Source organism: Pseudomonadota bacterium (genome assembly GCA_039033415.1).
Classification (GTDB): domain Bacteria; phylum Pseudomonadota; class Gammaproteobacteria; order Xanthomonadales; family SZUA-38; genus JANQOZ01.
Genome location: JBCCCR010000008.1, coordinates 18,304 through 38,959 on the forward strand (window position 1 = coordinate 18,304; position 20,656 = coordinate 38,959).

At 61.8% G+C, this 20,656-nt stretch carries 21 protein-coding genes; 6 read left to right on the forward strand and 15 right to left on the reverse strand.

Annotated elements, in window-relative coordinates; genetic code table 11:
* Nucleotides 1-106 precede the first annotated feature (106 nt).
* On the forward strand, nucleotides 107-2,605 hold the full coding sequence (gene plsB / locus AAF358_08070) for a glycerol-3-phosphate 1-O-acyltransferase PlsB (GenBank protein MEM7705490.1): 2,499 nt from the start codon (nucleotides 107-109) through the stop codon (nucleotides 2,603-2,605).
* Here plsB and AAF358_08075 read toward each other — a convergent pair.
* Together AAF358_08075 and AAF358_08080 are read right to left on the reverse strand one after the other, a co-directional pair.
* Complete coding sequence (locus tag AAF358_08075) at nucleotides 2,602-2,802, reverse strand: DUF465 domain-containing protein (GenBank protein ID MEM7705491.1); 201 nt, start codon at nucleotides 2,800-2,802, stop codon at nucleotides 2,602-2,604. The genes plsB and AAF358_08075 overlap by 4 nt on opposite strands.
* Nucleotides 2,795-3,535, reverse strand: a complete 741-nt coding sequence (locus AAF358_08080; GenBank protein MEM7705492.1) for a hypothetical protein — start codon at nucleotides 3,533-3,535, stop codon at nucleotides 2,795-2,797. The genes AAF358_08075 and AAF358_08080 overlap by 8 nt, the downstream gene beginning before the upstream one ends.
* 114 nt (nucleotides 3,536-3,649) lie before the next feature.
* Here AAF358_08080 and ttcA point away from each other — a divergent pair, with 114 nt between their 5' ends.
* Nucleotides 3,650-4,522, forward strand: a complete 873-nt coding sequence (ttcA, locus tag AAF358_08085) for a tRNA 2-thiocytidine(32) synthetase TtcA (protein ID MEM7705493.1) — start codon at nucleotides 3,650-3,652, stop codon at nucleotides 4,520-4,522.
* Here the strand turns inward: ttcA and AAF358_08090 are convergent.
* Nucleotides 4,497-5,483, reverse strand: coding sequence for a hypothetical protein (locus tag AAF358_08090; GenBank protein ID MEM7705494.1), 987 nt, complete (start codon nucleotides 5,481-5,483; stop codon nucleotides 4,497-4,499). The two genes, ttcA and AAF358_08090, sit on opposite strands and share 26 nt — an antisense overlap.
* A gap of 65 nt (nucleotides 5,484-5,548) precedes the next feature.
* Here AAF358_08090 and AAF358_08095 point away from each other — a divergent pair, with 65 nt between their 5' ends.
* Both AAF358_08095 and azu read left to right on the forward strand, forming a co-directional pair.
* Complete coding sequence (locus AAF358_08095) at nucleotides 5,549-6,457, forward strand: recombination-associated protein RdgC (GenBank protein MEM7705495.1); 909 nt, start codon at nucleotides 5,549-5,551, stop codon at nucleotides 6,455-6,457.
* Nucleotides 6,458-6,568: 111 nt separating this feature from the next.
* Nucleotides 6,569-7,447, forward strand: a complete 879-nt coding sequence (gene azu / locus AAF358_08100; protein ID MEM7705496.1) for an azurin — start codon at nucleotides 6,569-6,571, stop codon at nucleotides 7,445-7,447.
* A gap of 59 nt (nucleotides 7,448-7,506) precedes the next feature.
* On the opposite strand, the gene AAF358_08105 is transcribed toward azu, so the two are convergent.
* Nucleotides 7,507-8,856 carry a vanadium-dependent haloperoxidase gene (locus AAF358_08105; GenBank protein ID MEM7705497.1) on the reverse strand — a complete coding sequence of 450 codons (1,350 nt, stop codon included), beginning with the start codon at nucleotides 8,854-8,856 and terminating at the stop codon, nucleotides 7,507-7,509.
* Nucleotides 8,857-8,966: 110 nt separating this feature from the next.
* On the opposite strand from AAF358_08105, the gene AAF358_08110 reads away from it, so the two are divergent.
* Nucleotides 8,967-9,677 (forward strand): helix-turn-helix domain-containing protein, encoded by a 711-nt coding sequence (locus AAF358_08110; GenBank protein MEM7705498.1) that lies wholly within the window; start codon nucleotides 8,967-8,969, stop codon nucleotides 9,675-9,677.
* A 114-nt stretch (nucleotides 9,678-9,791) separates the two neighbouring features.
* On the opposite strand, the gene pufM is transcribed toward AAF358_08110, so the two are convergent.
* The 11 genes from pufM to AAF358_08165 form a co-directional block, all read right to left on the reverse strand.
* Nucleotides 9,792-10,712 (reverse strand): photosynthetic reaction center subunit M, encoded by a 921-nt coding sequence (pufM, locus tag AAF358_08115; GenBank protein MEM7705499.1) that lies wholly within the window; start codon nucleotides 10,710-10,712, stop codon nucleotides 9,792-9,794.
* Between the two features lie 14 nt (nucleotides 10,713-10,726).
* Nucleotides 10,727-11,551: a photosynthetic reaction center subunit L gene (gene pufL, locus AAF358_08120; GenBank protein MEM7705500.1), complete on the reverse strand. Its 825-nt coding sequence runs from the start codon at nucleotides 11,549-11,551 to the stop codon at nucleotides 10,727-10,729.
* A 102-nt stretch (nucleotides 11,552-11,653) separates the two neighbouring features.
* Nucleotides 11,654-11,872 carry a light-harvesting antenna LH1, alpha subunit gene (gene pufA / locus AAF358_08125; protein MEM7705501.1) on the reverse strand — a complete coding sequence of 73 codons (219 nt, stop codon included), beginning with the start codon at nucleotides 11,870-11,872 and terminating at the stop codon, nucleotides 11,654-11,656.
* Nucleotides 11,873-11,884: 12 nt separating this feature from the next.
* Nucleotides 11,885-12,115, reverse strand: a complete 231-nt coding sequence (gene pufB / locus AAF358_08130; GenBank protein ID MEM7705502.1) for a light-harvesting antenna LH1, beta subunit — start codon at nucleotides 12,113-12,115, stop codon at nucleotides 11,885-11,887.
* A 136-nt stretch (nucleotides 12,116-12,251) separates the two neighbouring features.
* Nucleotides 12,252-12,488, reverse strand: coding sequence for a hypothetical protein (locus tag AAF358_08135; protein ID MEM7705503.1), 237 nt, complete (start codon nucleotides 12,486-12,488; stop codon nucleotides 12,252-12,254).
* Between the two features lie 29 nt (nucleotides 12,489-12,517).
* Nucleotides 12,518-13,963 carry a chlorophyllide a reductase subunit Z gene (gene bchZ, locus AAF358_08140; protein MEM7705504.1) on the reverse strand — a complete coding sequence of 482 codons (1,446 nt, stop codon included), beginning with the start codon at nucleotides 13,961-13,963 and terminating at the stop codon, nucleotides 12,518-12,520.
* Nucleotides 13,963-15,477, reverse strand: coding sequence for a chlorophyllide a reductase subunit Y (gene bchY, locus AAF358_08145; protein MEM7705505.1), 1,515 nt, complete (start codon nucleotides 15,475-15,477; stop codon nucleotides 13,963-13,965). Before bchY ends, bchZ begins: the two co-directional genes overlap by 1 nt.
* 20 nt (nucleotides 15,478-15,497) lie before the next feature.
* The gene (locus AAF358_08150) at nucleotides 15,498-16,520 is read right to left on the reverse strand and encodes a chlorophyllide a reductase iron protein subunit X (protein ID MEM7705506.1); all 1,023 of its coding nucleotides are present in this window, start codon (nucleotides 16,518-16,520) and stop codon (nucleotides 15,498-15,500) included.
* Nucleotides 16,517-17,518: a chlorophyll synthesis pathway protein BchC gene (bchC, locus tag AAF358_08155; GenBank protein MEM7705507.1), complete on the reverse strand. Its 1,002-nt coding sequence runs from the start codon at nucleotides 17,516-17,518 to the stop codon at nucleotides 16,517-16,519. Before bchC ends, AAF358_08150 begins: the two co-directional genes overlap by 4 nt.
* 34 nt (nucleotides 17,519-17,552) lie before the next feature.
* Nucleotides 17,553-18,608: a methyltransferase gene (locus AAF358_08160; protein MEM7705508.1), complete on the reverse strand. Its 1,056-nt coding sequence runs from the start codon at nucleotides 18,606-18,608 to the stop codon at nucleotides 17,553-17,555.
* A 157-nt stretch (nucleotides 18,609-18,765) separates the two neighbouring features.
* Nucleotides 18,766-19,638 (reverse strand): polyprenyl synthetase family protein, encoded by an 873-nt coding sequence (locus AAF358_08165; GenBank protein ID MEM7705509.1) that lies wholly within the window; start codon nucleotides 19,636-19,638, stop codon nucleotides 18,766-18,768.
* A 90-nt stretch (nucleotides 19,639-19,728) separates the two neighbouring features.
* Between AAF358_08165 and AAF358_08170 the strand changes: the two genes are divergently transcribed.
* On the forward strand, nucleotides 19,729-20,655 hold the full coding sequence (locus tag AAF358_08170; protein ID MEM7705510.1) for a carotenoid 1,2-hydratase: 927 nt from the start codon (nucleotides 19,729-19,731) through the stop codon (nucleotides 20,653-20,655).
* Nucleotide 20,656: the final 1 nt, after the last annotated feature.

The window sequence follows — 20,656 nt, forward strand, 5'->3', positions numbered from 1 at the left end:
CACATTATTTTGAATGTGTACGTGGCCCCTGGCTCTAAGGACCGGGGCGGTTTGCGAAGCGCCCGCCGATCGCTGAAAATGGTTGTCCACCACAGCACCGCTCTGCATGGCGACCCACCTCACACCCAGACGTTCTTCCGCGCGCTTGTCGGACTCCCTGTTCGGCCGACTGCTGCGCGCCCTGGTGAAAGAAAAGGTCATGCCGCGGGAGCCGGCCATCGACCCGGATCGACCGATCTGTTACGTGATTGAGTCGGACGCGCTGTCAAACCTGCTGATTTTGCAGAAAGCGTGTCGGGATCGTGGCCTGCCGCTCCCGCTCGACCCACTGGACCTGGAAAACGAGCAGCCGTCCGATCGACGGGTGATCGGTCTGCAGACTCTGCGAGGCCTGTTGTTCCGACGACCCGACTGGCGGCCGCATCTGCAGGAGCTCAACGCCATGACCCGGGTGCTGGAGGCTCGGCCAGACCTGGATCTGCAGCTGGTCCCCGTGTCGATTTTCCTCGGTCGTCGGCCGGATAAGGAAACCGGATTCTTCCGTATCCTGTTTTCGGAAAACTGGACCGTCGCGGGCCGGCTTCGCCGTCTCCTGGCGCTGCTGCTCCACGGTCGCAACACGCTGCTCCAGTTTTCACAGCCTATCGAGCTGCGCGAGGCGCTGGACGAAAATCTCGGCCGCCCCCGAACCGTCAGAAAGATCTCGCGGCTGCTGCGAGTGCACTTTCGCCGGCGGCGGACCGCCGTGGTGGGACCCGACCTGTCCCACCGTCGCACCGCGCTCGATCAAATTCTGCGCACCCGCAAGGTGCGCGACGCGATCCGTACGGAAGCCGATAAAAACAGCCAGCCGATCCGACGCGTGCGCCGCCGTGCGGCGGGCTACGCGAGGGAAATTGCCGCCGACTATTCGCACACCATGATCCTGATCATGTCACGGCTGCTCGGCTGGTTCTGGAATCGGATTTATGACGGCGTTCACGTCCACAACGAACAGCATCTGGATGAGGTACCGCCGGGGGCAGAGATCATTTACGTGCCCTGCCACCGTAGTCATATCGACTATCTGCTGGTGTCGTATCTGGTTTACCACTCGGGCTTTGCGGTGCCGCATATCGCCGCCGGCGTGAATCTGAACATGCCCGTGGTCGGCTCCGTGATCCGCCGCTGCGGTGCTTTTTATCTGCGCCGGAGCTTTCGGGCGAACGCGCTCTACTCCACCGTCTTCACCGAGTACCTGGACACCATCTTTTCGCGCGGTGTGTCGCTCGAGTATTTCATCGAGGGTACCCGCAGCCGCACCGGGCGGCTGCTCAAGCCCCGCACCGGCATGCTGTCGATGACGGTTCGAAGCTACCTGCGCCACCAGGAGCGCCCGGTGGTTTTTGTGCCGGTATATTTCGGCTATGAGCAGCTGGTTGAAGGCGACTCCTATCTGGGCGAGCTGTCAGGCGGACGCAAGAAGAAAGAGACCTTATCCGGGCTTATCCGCTCCTTCTCGATCCTCAAGAAGAAGTTCGGGCAGATGCATGTGAGCTACGGTAAACCGGTGCTGCTGGCCGACCACCTCGACCAGCAGGAGCCGCAGTGGCGCGAGCTGATTCCCACCGACGACCAGCGACCGCCCTGGCTCGCCGGCGCCGTCGACCAGCTTGGCGATCGCATCATGCGCCGGATCAACTCCGCCGCGGTGGTCAATCCGATGAACCTGCTGGCCATCGCGCTGCTTTCGAGTCCGCGTAACGCGATGGCGGTCGATGACCTGGAATCCCAGATCGATCTGCTGCGCGAGCTGCTGATTCGTCTGCCGCTGTCGCCTCACGCTGCGGTGACCGACCTCACCGGCCGAGAGGTGATCGAATACTGCGATCAATTCGGGCTGGTCGAGCGGCGCAGCGATAGCCTCGGCGACATGGTGGTCTGCAGCGAAAAGAACGCCTGGCTGCTGTCGTACTTTCGTAATAATTCGCTGCACGCAGTGGCCCTTTACTCCTGGTGCGCCTGCGTATTTCGCAACAACATGAGCTTTCGGCGGGAGGACTTTGAGCGCATGGCGCGCGTGCTCTACCCGTTCCTTAAAGACGAGCTGTTCCTGCCCTGGACCGGCGAAGAGTTTTTAGAAGCGTGCGACAAGTGTTTGGCACAGTTTCGCCAGCTAGGCCTGCTGGTGGCCTCCGAGCAGCCGGACGTGCTGCAGCGGGTTCGCGGCGAAACGCTGCAGGCGCTGCAGCTCTCGATGCTCAGCCAGCCGATCTTCTCCTCGCTGGAGCGCTTCTACATCACTGTCGCGCTGCTGGTGAAAAACGGCCCGGGCACGATGACGGCCTCGGAGCTGGAGAACCAGTGTCACCACACCGCCAAACGCCTGGCTGTTACAGTCGCTTTCGAAACGCCCGAATTCTTCGACAAGGCCCTGTTCAGAAACTTCATCCGGATCCTGCGCCGCGAGGGTGTGCTCACCACCTCCGAGGACGGCAAGCTGGTGTTCAACGAGGCGCTAGAAATTGTGATCCGAGACGCCAAGACGGTCCTGAGCAAAGAGGTCAGGCACAACATCTGGCGTCTCTCGCCGGCTCCTAAGCCGGTAGAGGAGATGGCGGCCTAGGCGTCGATATCGGGGATCAGCTGGCTTTCCAGAATCGTGATCTGATCGCGCAGCTTGAGCTTGCGTTTCTTCAGGCGGCGAATGTTGAGCTCATCAGCGCCGGTCTGACCCATAGACTCGATGGCCTGATCCAGTGCGCGATGTTCCAGCCTCAGCTCCGACAGTCGCCCCGCCAACGTATGATCGGTTTCAGCCACCTTCGGGCGCAGCCAGCGCCATCATATCGGCGCGGAGCTGCTCAGCGACGGCATCCATGGCTTTGGCAAGCCCCTCGGCAGCGCGATCTTTTTCTGCCAGCATTGCCTCAGTGTCTTTAAAGGCATAGGAGCTGTCGGCATCCAGCGTGATCGTCGCCTCGTCGGCATCCAGCGGGTTGTACTCAACCCGGGTCAGATAGACCTCGTCCAGCGTTTTGGCATCCAGCAGGCGGGCGCCGACGTGGAGCGTCGGCAGGTAATCCTGGTTGATCGACGGCGCGATGTACCCGACGACATCGATGTAGACGTCCAGCAGGAAATCGACCGGCTCGTTTTTCGGCGGCCGGCGTTCGAAGCGACCCGGCGCCACCTCACCCAACACGTTATCGATCGTTCGCTTGAACTCGATTTCCTTGAGGTTCAGCCGCGACTCGACGAACGCCTCGCGCAGGCGCCGGTCCACCTCCTCGCGGTAGGCGAAGTCCGCCTCAGTCAGCGCCTCAACCAGCCGCTTCTGACGAGTCTGTTCACCCTTGAAGACTGCCAGCCGGCCGGCCGTCCCCGCAAAGCCGATGGGGTTGTCGTCGACCCGGGCCTCTAACTTCTGCTGCATATTGATCGGCAGCACGCCGATAACGGCGCCTTGTTTTGCGGTGTCGGTGCTGAGCTCGGTGCGTGTCGCCGGTGCGCTGCATCCGACAAGCGCCAGCAGCAGCAGGATACTGAATCTCATTTGGGCGGTTCCCCATCAGGCATGCTGTCGCTACCATATACGCGCACCCAGGCCTTGTCTACGAAGGCCCGCCGTGCCGTCTGATCGATGCCCTCACCATCCGGGAAAACCACCTTGACCACCACCGAACGCAAAGCAAGATACCAGCAGGGCAAGCTCCAGCAGCGCCTGCGCCGCGCCACGGGTAAAGCGATCATGGACTACCAGATGATCGGTGACGGCGACCGGGTCATGGTGTGTCTTTCCGGCGGCAAAGATTCTTACACGCTGCTCGACATGCTGCTTGCGCTGCAGAAGAAGGCGCCGGTGTCATTTGAGCTGATTGCGGTCAACCTGGATCAGAAGCAGCCGGGTTTTCCTGAGCACGTGCTGCCCGACTATCTGGGTGAACTGGGGATCCCTTTTCACATCATCGAGCAGGACACCTACAGCACGGTGCTGTCGGTGGTGCCCGATGGCAAGACGTTTTGCGGCCTGTGTTCCCGGCTGCGGCGGGGGGCTCTGTACACGTGGGCCAGTCAGAACGGCATCACCAAGATTGCGCTGGGCCATCACCGGGATGACATTATTGAAACGCTGTTCCTCAATCTGTTTTTTGGCGGATCACTGAAAGCCATGCCGCCGAAGCTCAAGTCGGATGACGGCCGCCACATCGTGATTCGACCCCTGGCCTACTGCCGGGAGACCGATATCGAGGCGTACGCCGCCGGGCGCAACTTCCCGATCATTCCCTGCAACCTGTGCGGCACCCAGCCCAACATGCAGCGCCAGGCCATCAAGCTGATGCTAAAGGACTGGGCGCGCATTCATCCCGGACGCATCGAGAGCATCTTCGGCGCCATCGGCAACGTCGCCCCGTCACAGCTGGCCGACCGGACGTTGTTCGACTTTGCGGCGCTGGAGGCCAACGACAATGCCGGAGACTGGCTGATGCCCGGACAGGAAGCGGCAGAATCCGATCTCAGCAACGCAGACCCGATACGCTAGTTAATCTCTGAAGCTGGATCGTTCCGGTGCCGTCCGCACCGTCGTAGCTGAACTCCAGCTGCTGGCAGTCGAGAAAGCGAAGCGTCACCGAACCCCACGATTCCCGCTGCACGTCGTTGCGGTCAAAGGCCGGACCAAAATCGGCACCGCTGGTGCGAATCACGGGTATCGTCAGCTCGCGGGCACCGGCCGGCAGCGGGGCGCTGCCGATGAGCCACTGCTGGCGACCGGCCAGGTACGTGTACCAGCTCACGACCAGCGCCCGGCCCTCGGGCCCTTCACTAACCTCGACGATCACACCTTCACCGTCTCGGACGCGATTAAACCAGCTGCCGGCGTGGCGGGCCGAAATCTGCTGAAACGTCGGCACACCGTATTCGGCCGGGCTGTAGGCGGGATAGTCCAGCGTTCGGCGAAACTGGACGTCCTGGATGATCAGGGTCAGCTCATCGTCAAAATCGATCCCGGCGTTGTCGGTGGCCGGGCTGGACTCCACCACCAGGCGCAGCCCGGGACCCTGGGCAGCGTCCGGGCTCTGTATCAGCTGCCGACCCGAGTCGTCCTGGGTCAGCGTGTTGGCCTCCGAGGCGACCCGCACCGGCACCTGGACATCGTTCTGGACCAGGTCGACCAGGGGCGCGAGCGGCAGGCCACCCTGAGGCGTGATTTCGATCAGCAGCGCGGAGCCGTTGGTATGGCAGGGTACCCGCCATGACCGGATCTGCACGGGGACCGAAATGCCTCGCGGCGCGGTGGCGTCAGGCAAGACGGCTGAATATTCGAAAAGGATGGTGCCCTCTACGTAGCTGTTGGCAAGCGTCGGCAGCGGGCCTGGCTCAAAACAGCTTGGCGGGTAGGCGTTCTGGGCGAGTGCGGGGACCGCAACGCTGATCATCAGGGCCAGCGCAGCCCGGAGGTTTCTACGGCGCAGACCCCTAGGGGCCCGGTTGGAAAACGGCATGACAAGATATTACCGCACAAGCGCCTTTTCTGCTGAAATAGCCGCTTTCCACGAAAGGCCATCCGGTGTTTTCCAACCTCAGTATCTACGCCGCCCGTTTGCCGGGTCTGGCGCCCGAACAGCTCGCCGAACAGCTCTCGGCCGGCGTCCTCAGCCCCTGTGGCCGGCTCGAGCCCGGCTCTGCCGGCTGGGTCTCACCCTACGGACGAGATTCCGACGTGCTAACCCACATCGTCGGCCGCTGCGCGCTGTTTCGTTTCGGGATCGAGGAGAAAGTCCTGCCTCCCGCCGTCATAAAAGAGGCGGTCAGTCAGCGGCTGCTCGAAGCTGAAAAAAAGACCGGGCAGCGGGCCGCCCGCGCTGAGAAACTCCGCGTCAAAGACGAGGTGCTGATGGACCTTCTGCCGCGCGCGTTCGTCAAACCGAGACACGTGGATGCCTTTCTCGACCTCGAGGATGGCTGGCTGGTGGTGGACACCGCCAGCCGTAAAATCGCCGAGGATCTGCTGGGGCTGCTGCGCATGAACGTGACCGGTATCACCATCACCGCACCCGACGCCAAACCCGCTATCTGCCGCAAGCTCACCGCCTGGCTCCAGAGCGGCGACGCACCCCAGGGCTTCACGCTCGGAGAAGAGTGTGATCTGCGCGACGAACGCGACGCCAGCGCCACCATCCGCTGCCGACGCCAGGAGCTTGAGCGATCGGATATCCGGCGTCACGTGGAGCAGGGTATGCAGGCCTTTAGGCTCGGCCTGGTCTGGCAGGAGCGGCTGAGCTTCAGCGTGACCGAAGAGCTTTCGCTGCTGCGGGTTAAGGCGTTGGATCAGGTGCAAAGCCAGCTGAGTGACATCCGATCCGAAACGGCGCTTGAGGAACTGGACGCGAGATTCGCGCTCTTTTCGCTGGAGTTTCGGGCCCTGCTGGAGCAGCTTTGCGGCGTGCTGGACTGGCCGGGAGCAGCGGAAGACTAGCCGGTCGAAGCTGGCCCCAACGATAAAACGGCCGAGCGTTGGACCTCAAACATTCTTTGTTAGAATGGCGGCTGTTTACGTAGACACACATCTTCTCACGGAGACTCCCCTATGAAGCGTCAAAACTTTTTTCTGATCCTGCTGGCCACGCTGCTGACGCTGGCACTGACCGCCTGTGGTGGTGATGATGGCAGTTCCGGCAGCGGTTCCATGGCTGAGAAAGCGGCCGACAGCGTTGAGGAAGCGGCGGCCGAGGTGGCTGACGCGGTCGAGGACGGCGCCGACGCTGCAGCCGATATGGCCAGCGAAGCCGGTGATGCGGCCACCGACATGGCCGGCGATGCGATGGACGCCATGAGCGATGCTGGCGATGCCGCGGCTGGGATGGCCGAAGACGCCGGCGATGCCGCCATGGATATGGCTGACGATGCGATAAACGAAGCCAAAGACATGGCCGGCGCCGCGATGGACGAAGCCAAGGACATGGCCGGTGACGCCATGGACGAAGCCAAAGACATGGCCAGCGATGCCGGCGATGCAGCTGCCGGCGCGGCCGCCGGGGCTGCGGCGGGCGTGATGGGCAAAGCTGAAGAGGTTGCCAACGTCGCGGCTGGCTGCACCCTGGACATCGAGGCGGGCGACACGATCGCCTACAGCACCAACGAATTGGCCGCCCCGGCGGGCTGCGACGCGGTGACCGTGACCCTCACCCATACCGGTCAGTTTCCCAAAGAGGCCATGGGCCACAACTGGGTCCTGCTGCCCACGGACGCCATCGATTCGGTCGCAAACGCCTCGATGGCGGTGGGCCCCACCGGCAACTACGTGCCCGATGACGATCGCATTATTGCTGCTACCAAGCTGATTGGCGGCGGCGAGTCGGCAAGCATCAGCTTTTCGCTGGAAGGCCTGTCAGGCACCTACTCGTACATCTGCACGTTCCCAGGACACTGGGCTGTGATGCGCGGTACGTTCACCGTCGGCGGCTGACTCCAGCCGGTCTGGCGGGCTGCTACCCGCTCGCCTAACTCGCAAGGAAGACCCCGGGCTCAACGTCCGGGGTTTTTATGTGGGCCTTGCAACTCGTCGCTCCCGCTCATAGGCAAGAGCAGCGTCTGCAGCACCTGCTCGCCTACCTGATGGCCCAGACGGTTGCCTTCGATCGAGTCATAGCGAAAGTGAATCCCCAGGTAGACCCGTGATAGGGCGCATTCCATGGCCGCCTCGGAGAAGCTGTTGAATTGACGACCCGGAGGTTCCATCGGGCGCTTACCGGATAGAGGTCCAGCCATGTCCACCTCTGCGGTGATCATAGTGAACGCCATATCGTCCCCAAACGTTTCTGCCAGCGCACTCATCGCTGCCGCGCACGCGGTGCCGTGAGCTGACGGGTAGGAGGGAAATGCGTAAGTGTGGCCATGGGTATTGTTCCAGTCGGGGTCCGCGCTAGTCGCCGGATTACCGTCATTTTCCGCCCAGCGTATCGCCGTGTAGGGTCGCCAGTGATTGTAGAAAAATTTGTTGTTAAACGAGCTGACGTAGGCGTCGAAGACGGCCACGTTCAGCAGCGCAAAGAGGCGGTTAGCCGTTACGCCGGTCAGGCCCCGCTCGAGGGTCAGTCGGCGAGCCAGCCGATTGTGGGAGTTCTCAGCGAAATCCTTCCACCAGAGCGCCAAATGCGTCTGATCGGGACTTCGTTCATCGCTCAGATCCCGCCCGACCCGCTTCACCTCGTCGAAGGCTTCAGCATAGGCCGGCCCGTCAATCGCTGGCGGCGGCGGCACCCGTAGGCTCGCGGGTGCGTTTATGGCAAAAGGCTCTGCTTCCGCCCAACCGGCCCCGAATACGAACCCTTCCGGCGTGCCGCTGTGGTCGGAGAACTCGGCATAAACGCCGGGCGCCATCGGGTGCCAGCGGTATTCCGCCTCGCCGTCCCAACCATCACCGGCCCTCGCGGCCAGGATGGCTGCCGCCGCCCGATCGCCGAGCTCAAGGCCAAGCGTCCGGGCGCGGCCCTGAGGCACATCCGCCAGCCACCGTTCGCGTTCGGTCGACCAACGCTGCACTTGGTCCGGGTACTGTGAGCGGGCCAGCGCAAAGGCGGCTTGGGTTAAGGCCGAGAGGGGGTCGGCCTCCGGTTCCGGATGATTGAGCCGATACGGCTGGAAGCGCGGCTGAATGTTGCTCAGCGCATCATGGATAGCCAGATGCATCAGCGTTGCGGTACGAAGGCCTTTGAGCGTGAGGAACCCGTCTTCCGCTTCGGCGGTCTCCATCACCAGCTGATTCCAGCGCACCACAGGCTCCGACGTCAGGGGTGTCGGTTTGGTGGTTCCTCTCACGCTGCAGGCGGTCGCGAGCACGAAGGTCAGCCATAGGCTGATGATGATGTTCCTCATGATTGCCGAGCCTCTGGATGCTTGGTCCTTCAACCTAGATTGCCGCGCCGCGTTTTTCCACTACTGTTTCTGTAGTTGCACTGGCAGCCGACGCCCTAGAAAATCGTCTCATGAACAAGGGATATGGGCAGTACTGCCCCTTGGCGCTGGCGGCGGAAATACTTTCTCAGCGGTGGACGATTCTGGTGATCAGCCGGCTCATCGATGGGTGCACCCGCTTCAATGAAATTCATCGCGGCCTGCCGCGGATGTCACCCACGCTGCTGACCAAGCGTCTCGCGGAGCTGGAAAACGCTGGCCTCGTAAAGCGACAAAAAGAACGCGGTCGCGATCGCTACCGCTATCTCCTCACCCCAAGCGGCGAAGAGCTCGAGGAGATCGTGATGCAGATGGCAGTCTGGGGGCAACGCTGGGCTCGAGACATGACCACCGATGATCTCGACCCAGCATTCCTGGCGTGGAGCATGCACTTGAGGCTCGACACCTCAGTGATGCCGCCCGGTCAGACCGTCATGGAGTTTCGTTTTTCGGGTAGCCCGGAACAGCTGGATCGCTTCTGGCTGGTAAAGCAGGCTGACACCGTGCAGATGTGCCTCAGAGATCCGGGCCTGGAGGTTGATTTGCTGGTTCGCGCTGACCTGCGCCGGTTCATCGAAACCTGGCGAGGGTTTCGCAACCTGCGAAAAGAAATCCGGTCAGGCCGTATCAAGCTCGCGGGACCCAAAGAGCTGAAAAACAGCTTTCCTCATTGGCTGCAGCTCAGCACTCTCGCGCCCTACAAGCGTCAGCGATCTGGTCGAGAGCGACGCTTGGTGCGCTGAACGTTAGCCGGCTTATCGAAGCATCCCAAAGTCAGCAAAAGAAAAGGGCCCGCTTGGGCCCTTTCCTTGCTCTCGAACGAAACGGATATATAGCACTCTGGTCAGTCTTGCTTCTTACGGGTTGGGATTCGGCGCGATGCCATGTTCCATGGCCCACAGGTACCAGTTATCGACCACCGTCCCGGAGAGGATAATCCCGATGCCGCCGGTCAACGTGCAGAGAATGGCAAACCACAAGGCCCAGCGATGGATGGACTCGATTGAAGCGTTGAAGCCCATCGTCCAGCGCCAGAACAGCGCGCCGCGTTCAGCACCCGTACCGCGGTCGAAGATCTGCTCCACCTCTTTATGAGCACCGAAGCGGTCGGTCGCCAGGATGGTTGCGCCATGCATGGCAAACAGCAGCGTTGATCCGTAGAGGAAGGCAATGGACAGCATGTGGAACGGGTTGTAGAACAGATTGCCGTACTTCAGCGAAAAGTTCTGCGTCCAGTCCAGGTGCGGGAAGATGCCAAACGGCACCGCTTCGGAGAAGTCGCCCATGGCCAGCGGTCGCAGGAAACCCAGCACCAGGTACAGCCAGATAGCCGAAGCAAACGCCCAGGCGATGTGGGTACCCATTCCCAGCACCTTTGCCCGCAGGTACATGCGCAGCCACCAGAGCAGGATTGACACGGTCAGGAACAGACCGGCCAGCTGCCACCAGCCGCCTTCTTCCAGCGGCGCTAACCCGAGTCCATGCTCAGCGGTCGGCGGATCCAGCGAGAGCCAGAACAGTTGCCTGACAAACTCAATGGGGTTCCAATCGACCTGAGCCAGCATGTTGAGACCGATGATCTCAAAAGCGATAAAGCCGCTGAAGAGCGAGGCCAAAGCCAGCCAGCCGAGGTAGAACGGACCCACCTGGGCATCGCCGAAGGTGCCCAGCAGCCAGCTATCGAACATGCCGGTGCGGGGCCAGTCTTTGTCGGGCCCGACGCTGGCTTCACCGCCAGCAGTGACCTGAACGCGCGAAAAGATATTTTGATATTCCATGGCTTAACGTCCCCTCAGCCCCAGATCGGCAGCTGCCGCCACCACTCCCACCACAGTGGCCAGCCTTTGGTCCAGGCCGGGCCGCTGATGATCATGCACACCGCGCTCCAGAAGCCCGCATTCAGCGCCAGGAACAGGCCCAGCCGATGAATGCCCAGAGACCCAACCGAGTAGCCGATCGCGTCACGGAAGTAGCTGTTCTCGTGCTCAGAGCCCTTGGACAGCTGTCCTTTGCCGGGATTGGCCGCCGACAGAATCAGGCCGCCGTGCATGGCCAGCGCCAGCGTGGTGGTGAAGAAGAAGGTGATGGCAATCATATGAGCCGGGTTGTAGTGGAAGGCGATGTGTGAATAGCCCACCGCGGACACCCAGTCGAGATGACTCATGATGCCGTAAGGGAATCCATAGCCCCAGGCACCCATCAGAATCGGCCGGAACACCACCAGCGTTGCGTAGGCAAAGATGGCCATGCCGAACGTAAACGGCACGTGGTAGCCCATCCCGAGTTTACGGCAGATTTCGACCTCCCTGAGCGCCCAGGAGATGAACGCCCCCAGCGCACAGATGGTGACCACCTGCCAGATCCCACCGTCATTCAGTGGTGCCAGACCCAAGCCATAGCTCACGTCTGGTGGCTTGATGTTGATTAACCAAGGGTTCCAGGTGTCGCCCAGTGCGGCGCCATAGAAAATCATTGCCGAGCCGAGCAGGGCAAAAAACATCGTGGTCACACCAAAAAAACCGACATAACACGGCCCCATCCAGAAATCGAACAGGTCGCCCCCCAACAAGGTGCCGCCGCGCACCCGGTATTTCCTTTCAAAACTGAGCATCGCCATCAGCTCTTAACCTCCAAATTCGGCGTGACAATCACTGTCGTACAGACACCAATAATGGCTGCAGCCCGCGGCCCGGTGCATCGGGCCGCGAGCTGCGGCCAGCTACACAACGGAGATATGCGACAGATCCTCGCGGGTTGCGGAAACCAGCGCTTCTGTAGCGAACTCCGTAGTAGCGTTTGCCCCACTGGGTCCTTCAATCCAGTTAAACCGATCTGTGCTCAGAACGACGAAATGGATAAAAATTGCCAGCGTAAATAAGAAGACCGCAACAGCAACAAGTGCTCTGCGCGGATCGAACATCATCCATACACGCCACATGTTTTAGTCTCCTTATGTCAAGCGCGCTAAGACGCTTTGGGCGACGGCGTTAACGCCGTCAGAAAGTGATGCATAGCCTTCCGGTCCAGGGAACCATGGGCGCCATTGCCACACTAGGAAGTGAGCAACGATTGCAACCACCGTAAACACAACAAATCCCACCATGAACAGCCGATGGAATTCCTGTGCTTCATTTGGGGTAAAGCCCGACATCGAGCCCCCCGTTTCTCCGAAATCAGCCATAGTTTTCTTCCTTATGACTTGGTGGCCTGACGGCCGTTACCGTACAACTCCCGTACGGCAGGGAACATCGCCCGGACGGAGACCAAGGCGAATCCTGTAGCGGCGGCGCATTACCTGCGACCGCCACGAAACCCCTTCAGGCGGAAAACACCATCGCCGTAATGGTGATGGCTTTCAGCCGCGTTTCGCTGAACACCGGTCGATAGCCGCGCGCGCCGGGCGCCCAGGGCTGCCAGCGCCAGCCGGTGGCGGCCGCAACCAGAGCCACCGGGAGCAGCAACGTGAAGCTCACGGCAAAAATCAGTTTGCCGATCAGCGCCTCGTTACGCCGCGGTGCATGGCTGTTGCTGTTATGGTGAGTCGCAAGGTCCATGGTGAAATCCTCGTTTGATTTCGCGGTGTTCAATTCGCGGTTTCTTTTGCTGCCTGCTCAACGCAGGCCACGTCAACGGTGTCGCATTGCCCTAGGCGAGCCGCTTGCTCAGCGGCGTCCCGGACCTTCTTGGCGGCAGAGATCCGCACTAGCACCGGTCGGGCCTCGACAATTTCATCCAGCCGGCGGCGAGCCTCTTCATCCCAGGGCAACGCCTCCTCCAGCCTGGCGGGGGTCTTGTCGACCTGATCGAGATCCGTTCCAAGCGGGAGAATGTGGAACAGGGCATCGAACAGGGCGTTGCACACCTCCTGGACCAGGTAGGTTGCGCCGCTGTAACCCATGAACGGGGTGCCGGTGTGTCGGCGGATGATCGCGCCGGGAAACGATGCCGGAATAAACTGCGTACCGGCACCAACCTCGGCCAGATACATCCGCTCGTTGTAGCTGCCGAACAGCACGAGCGGTGGGTTGCTCGTCAGGGCCTGGCGGACACTCTGGTTTTCCGGCTTTATGCCGGGCTTCCGGGAAGCAGCCAGGGTGCACGGCAAACCCAAATCGTTACAGAGGAAGTTTTCGATGCCGCGGACGTGTGTTTCGTTCGCCACAATCGCAAAGCTGGCGGTGGCAAAAAAGTCCTGGGTCACAGAACGCCAGAGGTCCCACAGCGGCTTGATGGTGGTGTGCTTCTCGCGTTCGATAAACGGCTCGGGGTCGACCTCCAGCAGCTTGCCCAGCTCCCGCAGGAATGCGGTAGTGCTGTTGAGGCCGATGGGTGCCTGCAGATAGGGCCGTTCGAGCTGTTCACAGAGGATGCGCCCGTACTCACGGTACATGCAGATGTTGACCTGCGCGTCCATCAGCTTGGGCACGTCGCTCAGGTGGCTGCCGAGCGGGAATTCCAGGTTTACCTCAGCACCGATACCCTCTACCAGGCGTCGGATCTCGGCAAGGTCGGACGGCATGTTGAAGTAGCCGTAGCTCGGGCCGATGATGTTGACCTTCGGCTTCTCACCCTCTTTGGGTTTGCGCGCTGCCTTGATGCGACCCTTCTTGGGTCCAAACTCCGACCATAACCACGACATCGCACGGTCGGCGCTCTGCCACTGATCCTCGTCGATCGTGCGTGGCAGAAAGCGTTTGATGTTAGTGCCTTCCGGCGTCACGCCGCCGCCGATCATCTCGGCGATGGAACCGGTGACAACCACGGAGGGTTGATCGGGGTCGAGCGTCTCGTGGGCCCGGCGCATGGCACCCTCGGTACCGTGCTGACCCAGCTCCTCTTCGGCCAGCCCCGTGACGGTGATCGGCAGCTCGTGCGGCGGCAGCGCGTCGGTATAGTGCAACACCGACGTCACCGGCAGATTCTCGCAGCCCACGGGACCGTCGATGATCACCTGCAGACCCTTGATTGCCGAAAAGACGTAGACGCTGCCCCAGTAGCCGCCGGCGCGGTCATGATCCTGGACCAACATCAGGCGACCACCGAACTGGCGACGGGATTCTTGGACTTATCCCGGGATTTGGGTCCGTGGATGGCGCCGCGCGACCGTTTTTTGGGCGGTGCTTTCGGCGTATCGGAATAGATACCCGCCGTATCGCCCTGGCCGACGCCTTCAAAGAACGCTTTCATCTGGCCCATCCGCTCCGCCTGGCCCATAGCGCCGTTGATCACCTGCGCCAGGGATGCCGGGCCGGGCATACCCATGAGCGGCCTGGCAGAAATCAGGTTGGTGAAGTAGAGGCCCGGTACCGCCAGCTCTTTGGCTTTCTGCACCACTGGCGTGGTACCGATAGCCAGATCTGGCTGGAACTCTTTCATGGCCGCAACGTCCTGCTCGAGCGATGCCCGGTATTCGACGTGGACGCCCCGAGCTTCGAGCCACTCCCGATCGTCATTCGACCAGGCGGTTTTGGGACACGCCGTGCCGACGTACCTTAAGTCCGCGCCGCACTCCATCAGCAGGCGGCCCACCAGCAGCTCCGAACCCTCGTAACCGGAAAGCGTGATGCGACCCTTGATCGGTGCACCGGCGATAGCGCCCTTCAGGGCCGGCAGGAATTGTGCTTTGGCTTTTCCAATCAGCTCCGCGCTGACGTTGCAGGCCGCACCGATCTTTTCCAGCCACTGCTCGGTGGCGTCGTGGCCCACCGGCGCTGAGCCCACAATCGGCCGACCCGCTGCTTCGAACTCGCGGATGCTCGCGGTGTAAAAAGGATGGATGGCCGCAACAGCGGTGCCGTCCAGCGCACCGTAAAGCTCGCGCCATTCGCGTGTCGGCACCACCGGACCTGCCGCCAGGCCGAGTGGCTCCAGCAGACCGCCGATCGACATCGGGTCAGCCGGGAACATTTCACCCAGCAGCGTGACCGTCGGCCGGCCGTCAGATTTCTGGGCTGGCGCCTGCACGGGGCCTGCCTCGACTTCGGCACGCGCGTATTTCAGCATCGCGCCGGCGAGGATATCTTTGGCTTCGGCATGGGTCGGAACCCCAAAACCCGGTACGTCGATGCCGATGATTCGGACCCCGTTGATCTGCTCGGGCAGCATCTGCAGCGGAACGCCAGAGGCGGTGGGGACGCAGAGGTTGGTGATCACCACGGCGTCGTAATGCTCCGGATCCGCCATCTGGTAGACCGCGTCACGGATATCTTCAAACAGCTTTCCGGTGACCAGCGTTTCGGAGTTGAACGGGACGTAGCCGACGCTGCGACGGGCCCCGTAAAAGTGTGAGGTGAACGTCAGACCGTAGACACAGCAGGCCGAGCCGGACAGGATGGTGGCCGTCCGCCGCATCCGCAGGCCCACCCGCAGCGATCCGAAGGCTGGACACATGCTTTGCGGCTGATCGTGCGGACCGACGGGGTAGTCCGCAGCGTACTGCTCGAGGATCTCGCTCTTGCCGGCAGCTTCCGCCGCCTTCTTGAGCTCGCCGCCCGCATGACAGCCGCCAGCCGCCTGCGCGTCGTTACTCTGAGATTCGGTCATCGGAGTTTTCTGGGTCATCGTCAAACGTTGTCGTAAACCACTTCCAGAGAGGGCTTCGATTTGATCTCTCCGCCCATCATGTCCGCCGCCGTGGCGGGCTGCAGGACCACATCGCGGCCCGTTTCTTCACTGCTGAACAGCCCCAGCAGACCATCCTGATCCAGCGGCTTCGGCTGACGGGGCGGCGCCTCGGCGACGTTGACCGCAAGCTCTTCGAACAGCGGCGCCCAGGGACCCCCGGGCTTGCCAATAATTTCGTAGTTCGCGCTTTTGCGGCGAATGTCTTCGTCAGCGGGAATGGCCGCGAGCACCGGGATCCCGACCGCTTCAGCAAAGGCCTGGGCTTCGCCGGTGCCGTCGTCTTTATTGATGGCCATGCCGGCAACGCCCACGTTGCCGCCGAGCTTGCGGAAGTACTCCACCGCCGAGCAGACGTTGTTGGCCACGTAGAGCGACTGGAGATCATTGGAGCCGACGACAATCACTTTCTGGCACATGTCGCGAGCGATCGGCAGGCCAAAGCCTCCGCACACCACGTCGCCGAGAAAATCGAGCAGCACGTAGTCAAAATCCCACTCGTGAAAACCGAGCTTCTCCATCAGCTCGAAGCCGTGGATGATGCCTCGGCCGCCGCAGCCTCGGCCTACCTCAGGCCCGCCCAGCTCCATGGCGTAAACGCCGTCGCGAGTAAAACACACGTCGCCGATTTCAACCGGCTCGCCGGCGGCCTTTTTGGCGGAGGAAGTTTCGATAATGGTCGGGCAGCTGCGCCCGCCAAACAGCAGGGATGTGGTGTCACTTTTCGGATCACAGCCGATCAGCAGGACCTTCTTCCCCTGCTGGGCCATCATGTAAGAGAGGTTCGAGAGCGTGAAGCTCTTGCCGATCCCACCTTTCCCATAGATCGCAATAATCTGCGTTTCTTTGGCGGGCTCTCCCGTCGGCACCGGGTCGGGCTCAATGGCCGCTTCGTCGCGCAGTCGTGCGTGCACGGGCTGGGTTAGATCGACAGATGGGGTTACCGGTTTGTTGCTGGCACTCATTGAAGATTTCTCCAGTCCAGAATCATTTTCAGGCAGGTCGGCTCGGCAAAAGCCGTTTGATAGGCCGTGGCTGCGTCATCAGGGGTTGCGTGGTGGGTGATCAGCTGGTCCAGATTCAGCGCGCCGTCTTCCACAAGCTGACGCACGCGCTGGAGATCCTGGGGCTGCCACTGCGCGGCAATCCGAATACGCGCTTCTCGCATAAACGCGGGGGCAAAGTTGAAGGTCACGGGCGCGGAATAAAAACCGGCGAGCACCACCTCACCCAGCGGGGCCAGGTTGAACATGACCTTATCCAGAATGGCGCTGTCGCCGCTGACGTCAAAGACGCGCTGGTAATCGCGGCGGGCGTCGCTGTCCGGCTGAATGACGGGATAGCCCTCGTCGCCGGTCATGCGGTCAGCGTTGAGCTCCCACACGGTCGGCGCCGGGCCACCGCAGGCGATCGTCGCGCGGGCGAGCAGTCGCCCGAGTACGCCGTGGCCGATGATCAGCTCGGGCCAGACGGGTTTACCGTCGGGCGCGCAGTAGATGGCATGAACGGCGGTGGCAGCAAGCGCCATCAGGGTGCCCGTTTCGTCCAGCCCCGGCTGGATTTCAAGCGCCTTGGATTGATCCACCAACAGGCGAGACGCGGCGCCACCAAACAGACCGCGAATCTCGCCAAAACACGACGCGCCGGAAACAAAAACCCGCTGACCGATGCGCTCGCGGCACGCGTCGCCGGCGTCGACGATGCGACCGACCGACTCGTAACCCGGAACCAGCGGATAACCCATGCCGGGAAAGTTCGGCATGGTGCCGTCCCACAGCAGGCGCTCGGTGCCGGTGCTGATACCACTGTATTCGACCGCCACAAGCACCTCGTCAGTCTCGGGCTGACGGAGCGCAATCCGCTGTAAATCCAGGCTTCCTGGGGCGTTCATGACAACCGCCAGGGAAGTCACGTCCGAATCCGGCAGAGACTTTTCGGCGGAAGTATGGAGTAAGGAACTCATGAGAAGTGTCAGTTTACGCTGACTAATGACACTGTCAACTTTTTGTTACGTTACCTTCGCCGTCAATTTCGGGCGGCGGACTCGGCTTCTGAACCGTCACCACGCTGGCCATGAGCGGCAGTGCCGTCGGGTGGTGCTCAAACAGCACAAATCCAACGCGCTCCAGGAAACCGCGCAGCTCCTTTAACGACCTCGGACGGCCGCTGCCCATCGCTTTGAAATAGAGCGAGAAGTAGGCACCCGCGATGGCTCGAGCGCCGGTCGTTTCGGCCATGGGCTCAGCGATCAACAGGCGCCCGCCGGGCGGCAGATAGTCAAAAATGCGCCGAAAAAGTGCCATCACCGTCGGGTCGTCATGGTCGTGTACGATCCGAATCAGCGACACAAGATCCGCGCCTTCCGGCAGCGGATCGTCGGCAAAGCTGCCGCCAAAAGCCTCAATGCGGCTGTCATCCTCAGCCAGCTTGCGCCGCGCCAGCTCCGCAACGGGTGGCAAATCAAACAGCTTGAGGTCCAGAGCAGGAAAATGCTCACCCACCTCGGACAAAAAGGTGCCGTCGCCGCCGCCGATATCCAGGAGGCAGCGGTGCAGGCCAAAGTCATACGCAGCGACGACCTGCTCCGCCACCATAATCTGAGACTGAGACATCAGATCGGAATAGCGCTGAGCGGCGTCCGAGGACACGTCCCCGGCAGCGTAGGGCCAGTAGGCAGCGAGCTCCGCCTTGACCTCACCGCGCAGCATGGCGAGCGGATCAGACAGGTCACGATAGAAGTGTTCGTGGTGCCGGATCATCGCCAGCAGGGAGGGATTGGCCAGCAGCACCGCGCCCTGGGGCCCCAAGGCAAACTCATCGCCAACACGCTGAACCAGGCCGGTGGCGGCGGCCGCATCGAGCAAGGCCAGCAGCGCGGGCGCCGGTAGCTGGACGCGGTCGACCAGCTGCACGCCGCTTAACGGGCCGTCTCGAAGGATCTCAAACAGCTCAAGCTGGACACACGCCTGCAGCGTTTGGGAGTAGACAAATCCTGCGACCAGATCAAACAGCGCGCTGGCGCGCTGGCGGACCAGAGGACGCAGCAAGCGCATCGCGCCGACGCGGCTGTGGAAAGCCGGATCAGACAGGCGACGGTTGCGCCAATTGATCCAGGATTTTTGCAGCGACGCTATCAGGACCAGGTGACCCTACTCTTTTATGCGGCCCACCGGAGTCGCGAGTCGAATGGAACGGTCGGTATATCCGAGCTCAGGCAGCAGCGCTGCGCATCAGCGCATGGTCGATAAACGCGCGCGCTTCGACCTCGATCAAGCCCCGCAGCTTCTCCTCACCCGGACAGGCGGGAATCGAATCCATCGCCTCGGTCACCAGCCGCTTGAGGCGCTCTTCCGAGGCACTCATGCCTCGCTCGAGCACCGAGTTGGGCCGGTGAAGGTCGCTGTCACGGCCGATCGGCTTCCCGATCTCTTCCGGGTCGGCTGTCACGTCAAGAATGTCGTCCGCCACCTGATACGCTTCACCCATCCGCCGGCCCAGCATTTCCCAGGGCTCTGCCTCAACGCCGGCGGCTGCCGCACCCAGGGCCGTTGCTGCGACAAACAGCGAACCGGTTTTCTGCCGCTGATAGCGACCCAGCGGCGCCTCAGGCTCACACTCCCAGGCCTGGCCGGCGGCGATCCCGCACGGAGCACCAACCGATGAAGCCAGCACGCCGACAAGCGCTGGCAGCCGTTCCGGATGGTTGGCTGCACCGCGCGCCAGCGTTTCGAACGCCATCACAATCAGCGCGTCACCCGCCAGCACGGCGAGACGTTGTCCGTAGGCCATGTGGACTGACGGTTTGCCGCGCCGGGTCGCGGCATCGTCAAAGCACGGCAGGTCATCATGGACCAGCGATGCACAGTGGATCATCTCAACCGCACAGGCGGCTGAAGCCACCGTTGCCGGATCATCCGCATCGCACGCCTTGGCGACCGCCAGCGTCAGCTTCGGCCGAACTCTCGCGCCACCTGGCATCACCGCATAATTCAGCGCCTCGAGAAATCGGGGCGGACAGCATTCGTCGCTGGCGTTAGCCAGCACCTGCTCGAGCGACGCGTTGATGATTGCGGTTGGATCCATGGGCGCACCGTCAGTAGTTAATTGTTATTGACACTTGTGAGTGTCATGTAGAATAGACACCTGGTCAAGCAGCGTCAACTCGCACCGTTTATGTCCGTTTTTCCGGTTTTCTCCCGCCCGGTACCGCGACGCGGCTATCAGTGGTGGTACGTGGACGCCAGCAGCAGCGACGGCCGCGAGCATCTGGTCATCATCGCTTTTGTCGGCAGCGTCTTTTCGCCCTACTATGCGCGTGCCTGTCGGCGGGTCGAGGCCGATCCGATGGACTACTGTGCCATCAACGCGGCGCTTTATCGAAGCGCCGGCAAGCGATGGGTACTCACGGAAAAGCCTCGTGGATTGATCAGCCGCGGCGACGATCACTTTCAGCTGCACGATTCCAGCCTCCGCTGGAATGGCACACATCTCGACATCGAAATCCGGGAGCGTGGCGTTCCGATCCCCCAGCAGGTGCAAGGGCGGATAACAGTCAATCCGCGCTTCACGACCGACCCTGACCAGGCGCAGATTCATCTGGATCCTCACGAGCGCCATCAGTGGTGGCCTTTTGCGCCTTCGTGTGATGTCACCGTCCAGTTTGATCATCCCGACTGGCAGTGGCGCGGTTCAGGCTACTTCGACACCAACCAGGGCGCGGAACCGCTGCATGAGGGGTTTGAGGTGTGGAACTGGAGCCGCAGCCATCAGGCTGAAGAGACTCTGTTGACCTATAACGCGACTCCCCGCAACAGCGAGGCCAGCTATCTGGCGCTGGCGATCGATCCGCAGGGCAATATCAGTCCGCGGGACATCGCTCCGGCGCAACGCCTCAGGCGCGGACTCTACGGAATGGATGGCGAGGTGCATCTGGCCCAGCCGGTGACGTCGGTAAAAATGCTGGAAGACACCCCTTTTTACACGCGCTCCATGATCGCCGCTGGCGATCAGCAGGTGATGCACGAAAGCCTGTCGCTGCGGCGCTTTCGGCAGGCCTGGGTGCAGTTCCTGCTGCCGTTTAAGACCCGGCGACAGCGCTGAC

What these genes read in the sequence shown, in the direction of transcription:
- pufB (MEM7705502.1), bottom strand. Translation starts at nt 12,115, where the DNA reads ATGGCTGATTTCGGAGAAACGGGGGGCTCGATGTCGGGCTTTACCCCA.
- bchC (MEM7705507.1), bottom strand. Translation starts at nt 17,518, where the DNA reads ATGAGTTCCTTACTCCATACTTCCGCCGAAAAGTCTCTGCCGGATTCG.
- plsB (MEM7705490.1), top strand. Translation starts at nt 107, where the DNA reads ATGGCGACCCACCTCACACCCAGACGTTCTTCCGCGCGCTTGTCGGAC.
- AAF358_08135 (MEM7705503.1), bottom strand. Translation starts at nt 12,488, where the DNA reads ATGGACCTTGCGACTCACCATAACAGCAACAGCCATGCACCGCGGCGT.
- AAF358_08105 (MEM7705497.1), bottom strand. Translation starts at nt 8,856, where the DNA reads ATGAGGAACATCATCATCAGCCTATGGCTGACCTTCGTGCTCGCGACC.
- bchY (MEM7705505.1), bottom strand. Translation starts at nt 15,477, where the DNA reads ATGACCGAATCTCAGAGTAACGACGCGCAGGCGGCTGGCGGCTGTCAT.
- AAF358_08160 (MEM7705508.1), bottom strand. Translation starts at nt 18,608, where the DNA reads ATGCGCTTGCTGCGTCCTCTGGTCCGCCAGCGCGCCAGCGCGCTGTTT.
- AAF358_08165 (MEM7705509.1), bottom strand. Translation starts at nt 19,638, where the DNA reads ATGGATCCAACCGCAATCATCAACGCGTCGCTCGAGCAGGTGCTGGCT.
- bchZ (MEM7705504.1), bottom strand. Translation starts at nt 13,963, where the DNA reads ATGTTGGTCCAGGATCATGACCGCGCCGGCGGCTACTGGGGCAGCGTC.
- AAF358_08170 (MEM7705510.1), top strand. Translation starts at nt 19,729, where the DNA reads ATGTCCGTTTTTCCGGTTTTCTCCCGCCCGGTACCGCGACGCGGCTAT.
- pufM (MEM7705499.1), bottom strand. Translation starts at nt 10,712, where the DNA reads ATGGAATATCAAAATATCTTTTCGCGCGTTCAGGTCACTGCTGGCGGT.
- AAF358_08080 (MEM7705492.1), bottom strand. Translation starts at nt 3,535, where the DNA reads ATGAGATTCAGTATCCTGCTGCTGCTGGCGCTTGTCGGATGCAGCGCA.
- pufA (MEM7705501.1), bottom strand. Translation starts at nt 11,872, where the DNA reads ATGTGGCGTGTATGGATGATGTTCGATCCGCGCAGAGCACTTGTTGCT.
- AAF358_08110 (MEM7705498.1), top strand. Translation starts at nt 8,967, where the DNA reads ATGAACAAGGGATATGGGCAGTACTGCCCCTTGGCGCTGGCGGCGGAA.
- AAF358_08150 (MEM7705506.1), bottom strand. Translation starts at nt 16,520, where the DNA reads ATGAGTGCCAGCAACAAACCGGTAACCCCATCTGTCGATCTAACCCAG.
- pufL (MEM7705500.1), bottom strand. Translation starts at nt 11,551, where the DNA reads ATGGCGATGCTCAGTTTTGAAAGGAAATACCGGGTGCGCGGCGGCACC.
- azu (MEM7705496.1), top strand. Translation starts at nt 6,569, where the DNA reads ATGAAGCGTCAAAACTTTTTTCTGATCCTGCTGGCCACGCTGCTGACG.
- AAF358_08090 (MEM7705494.1), bottom strand. Translation starts at nt 5,483, where the DNA reads ATGCCGTTTTCCAACCGGGCCCCTAGGGGTCTGCGCCGTAGAAACCTC.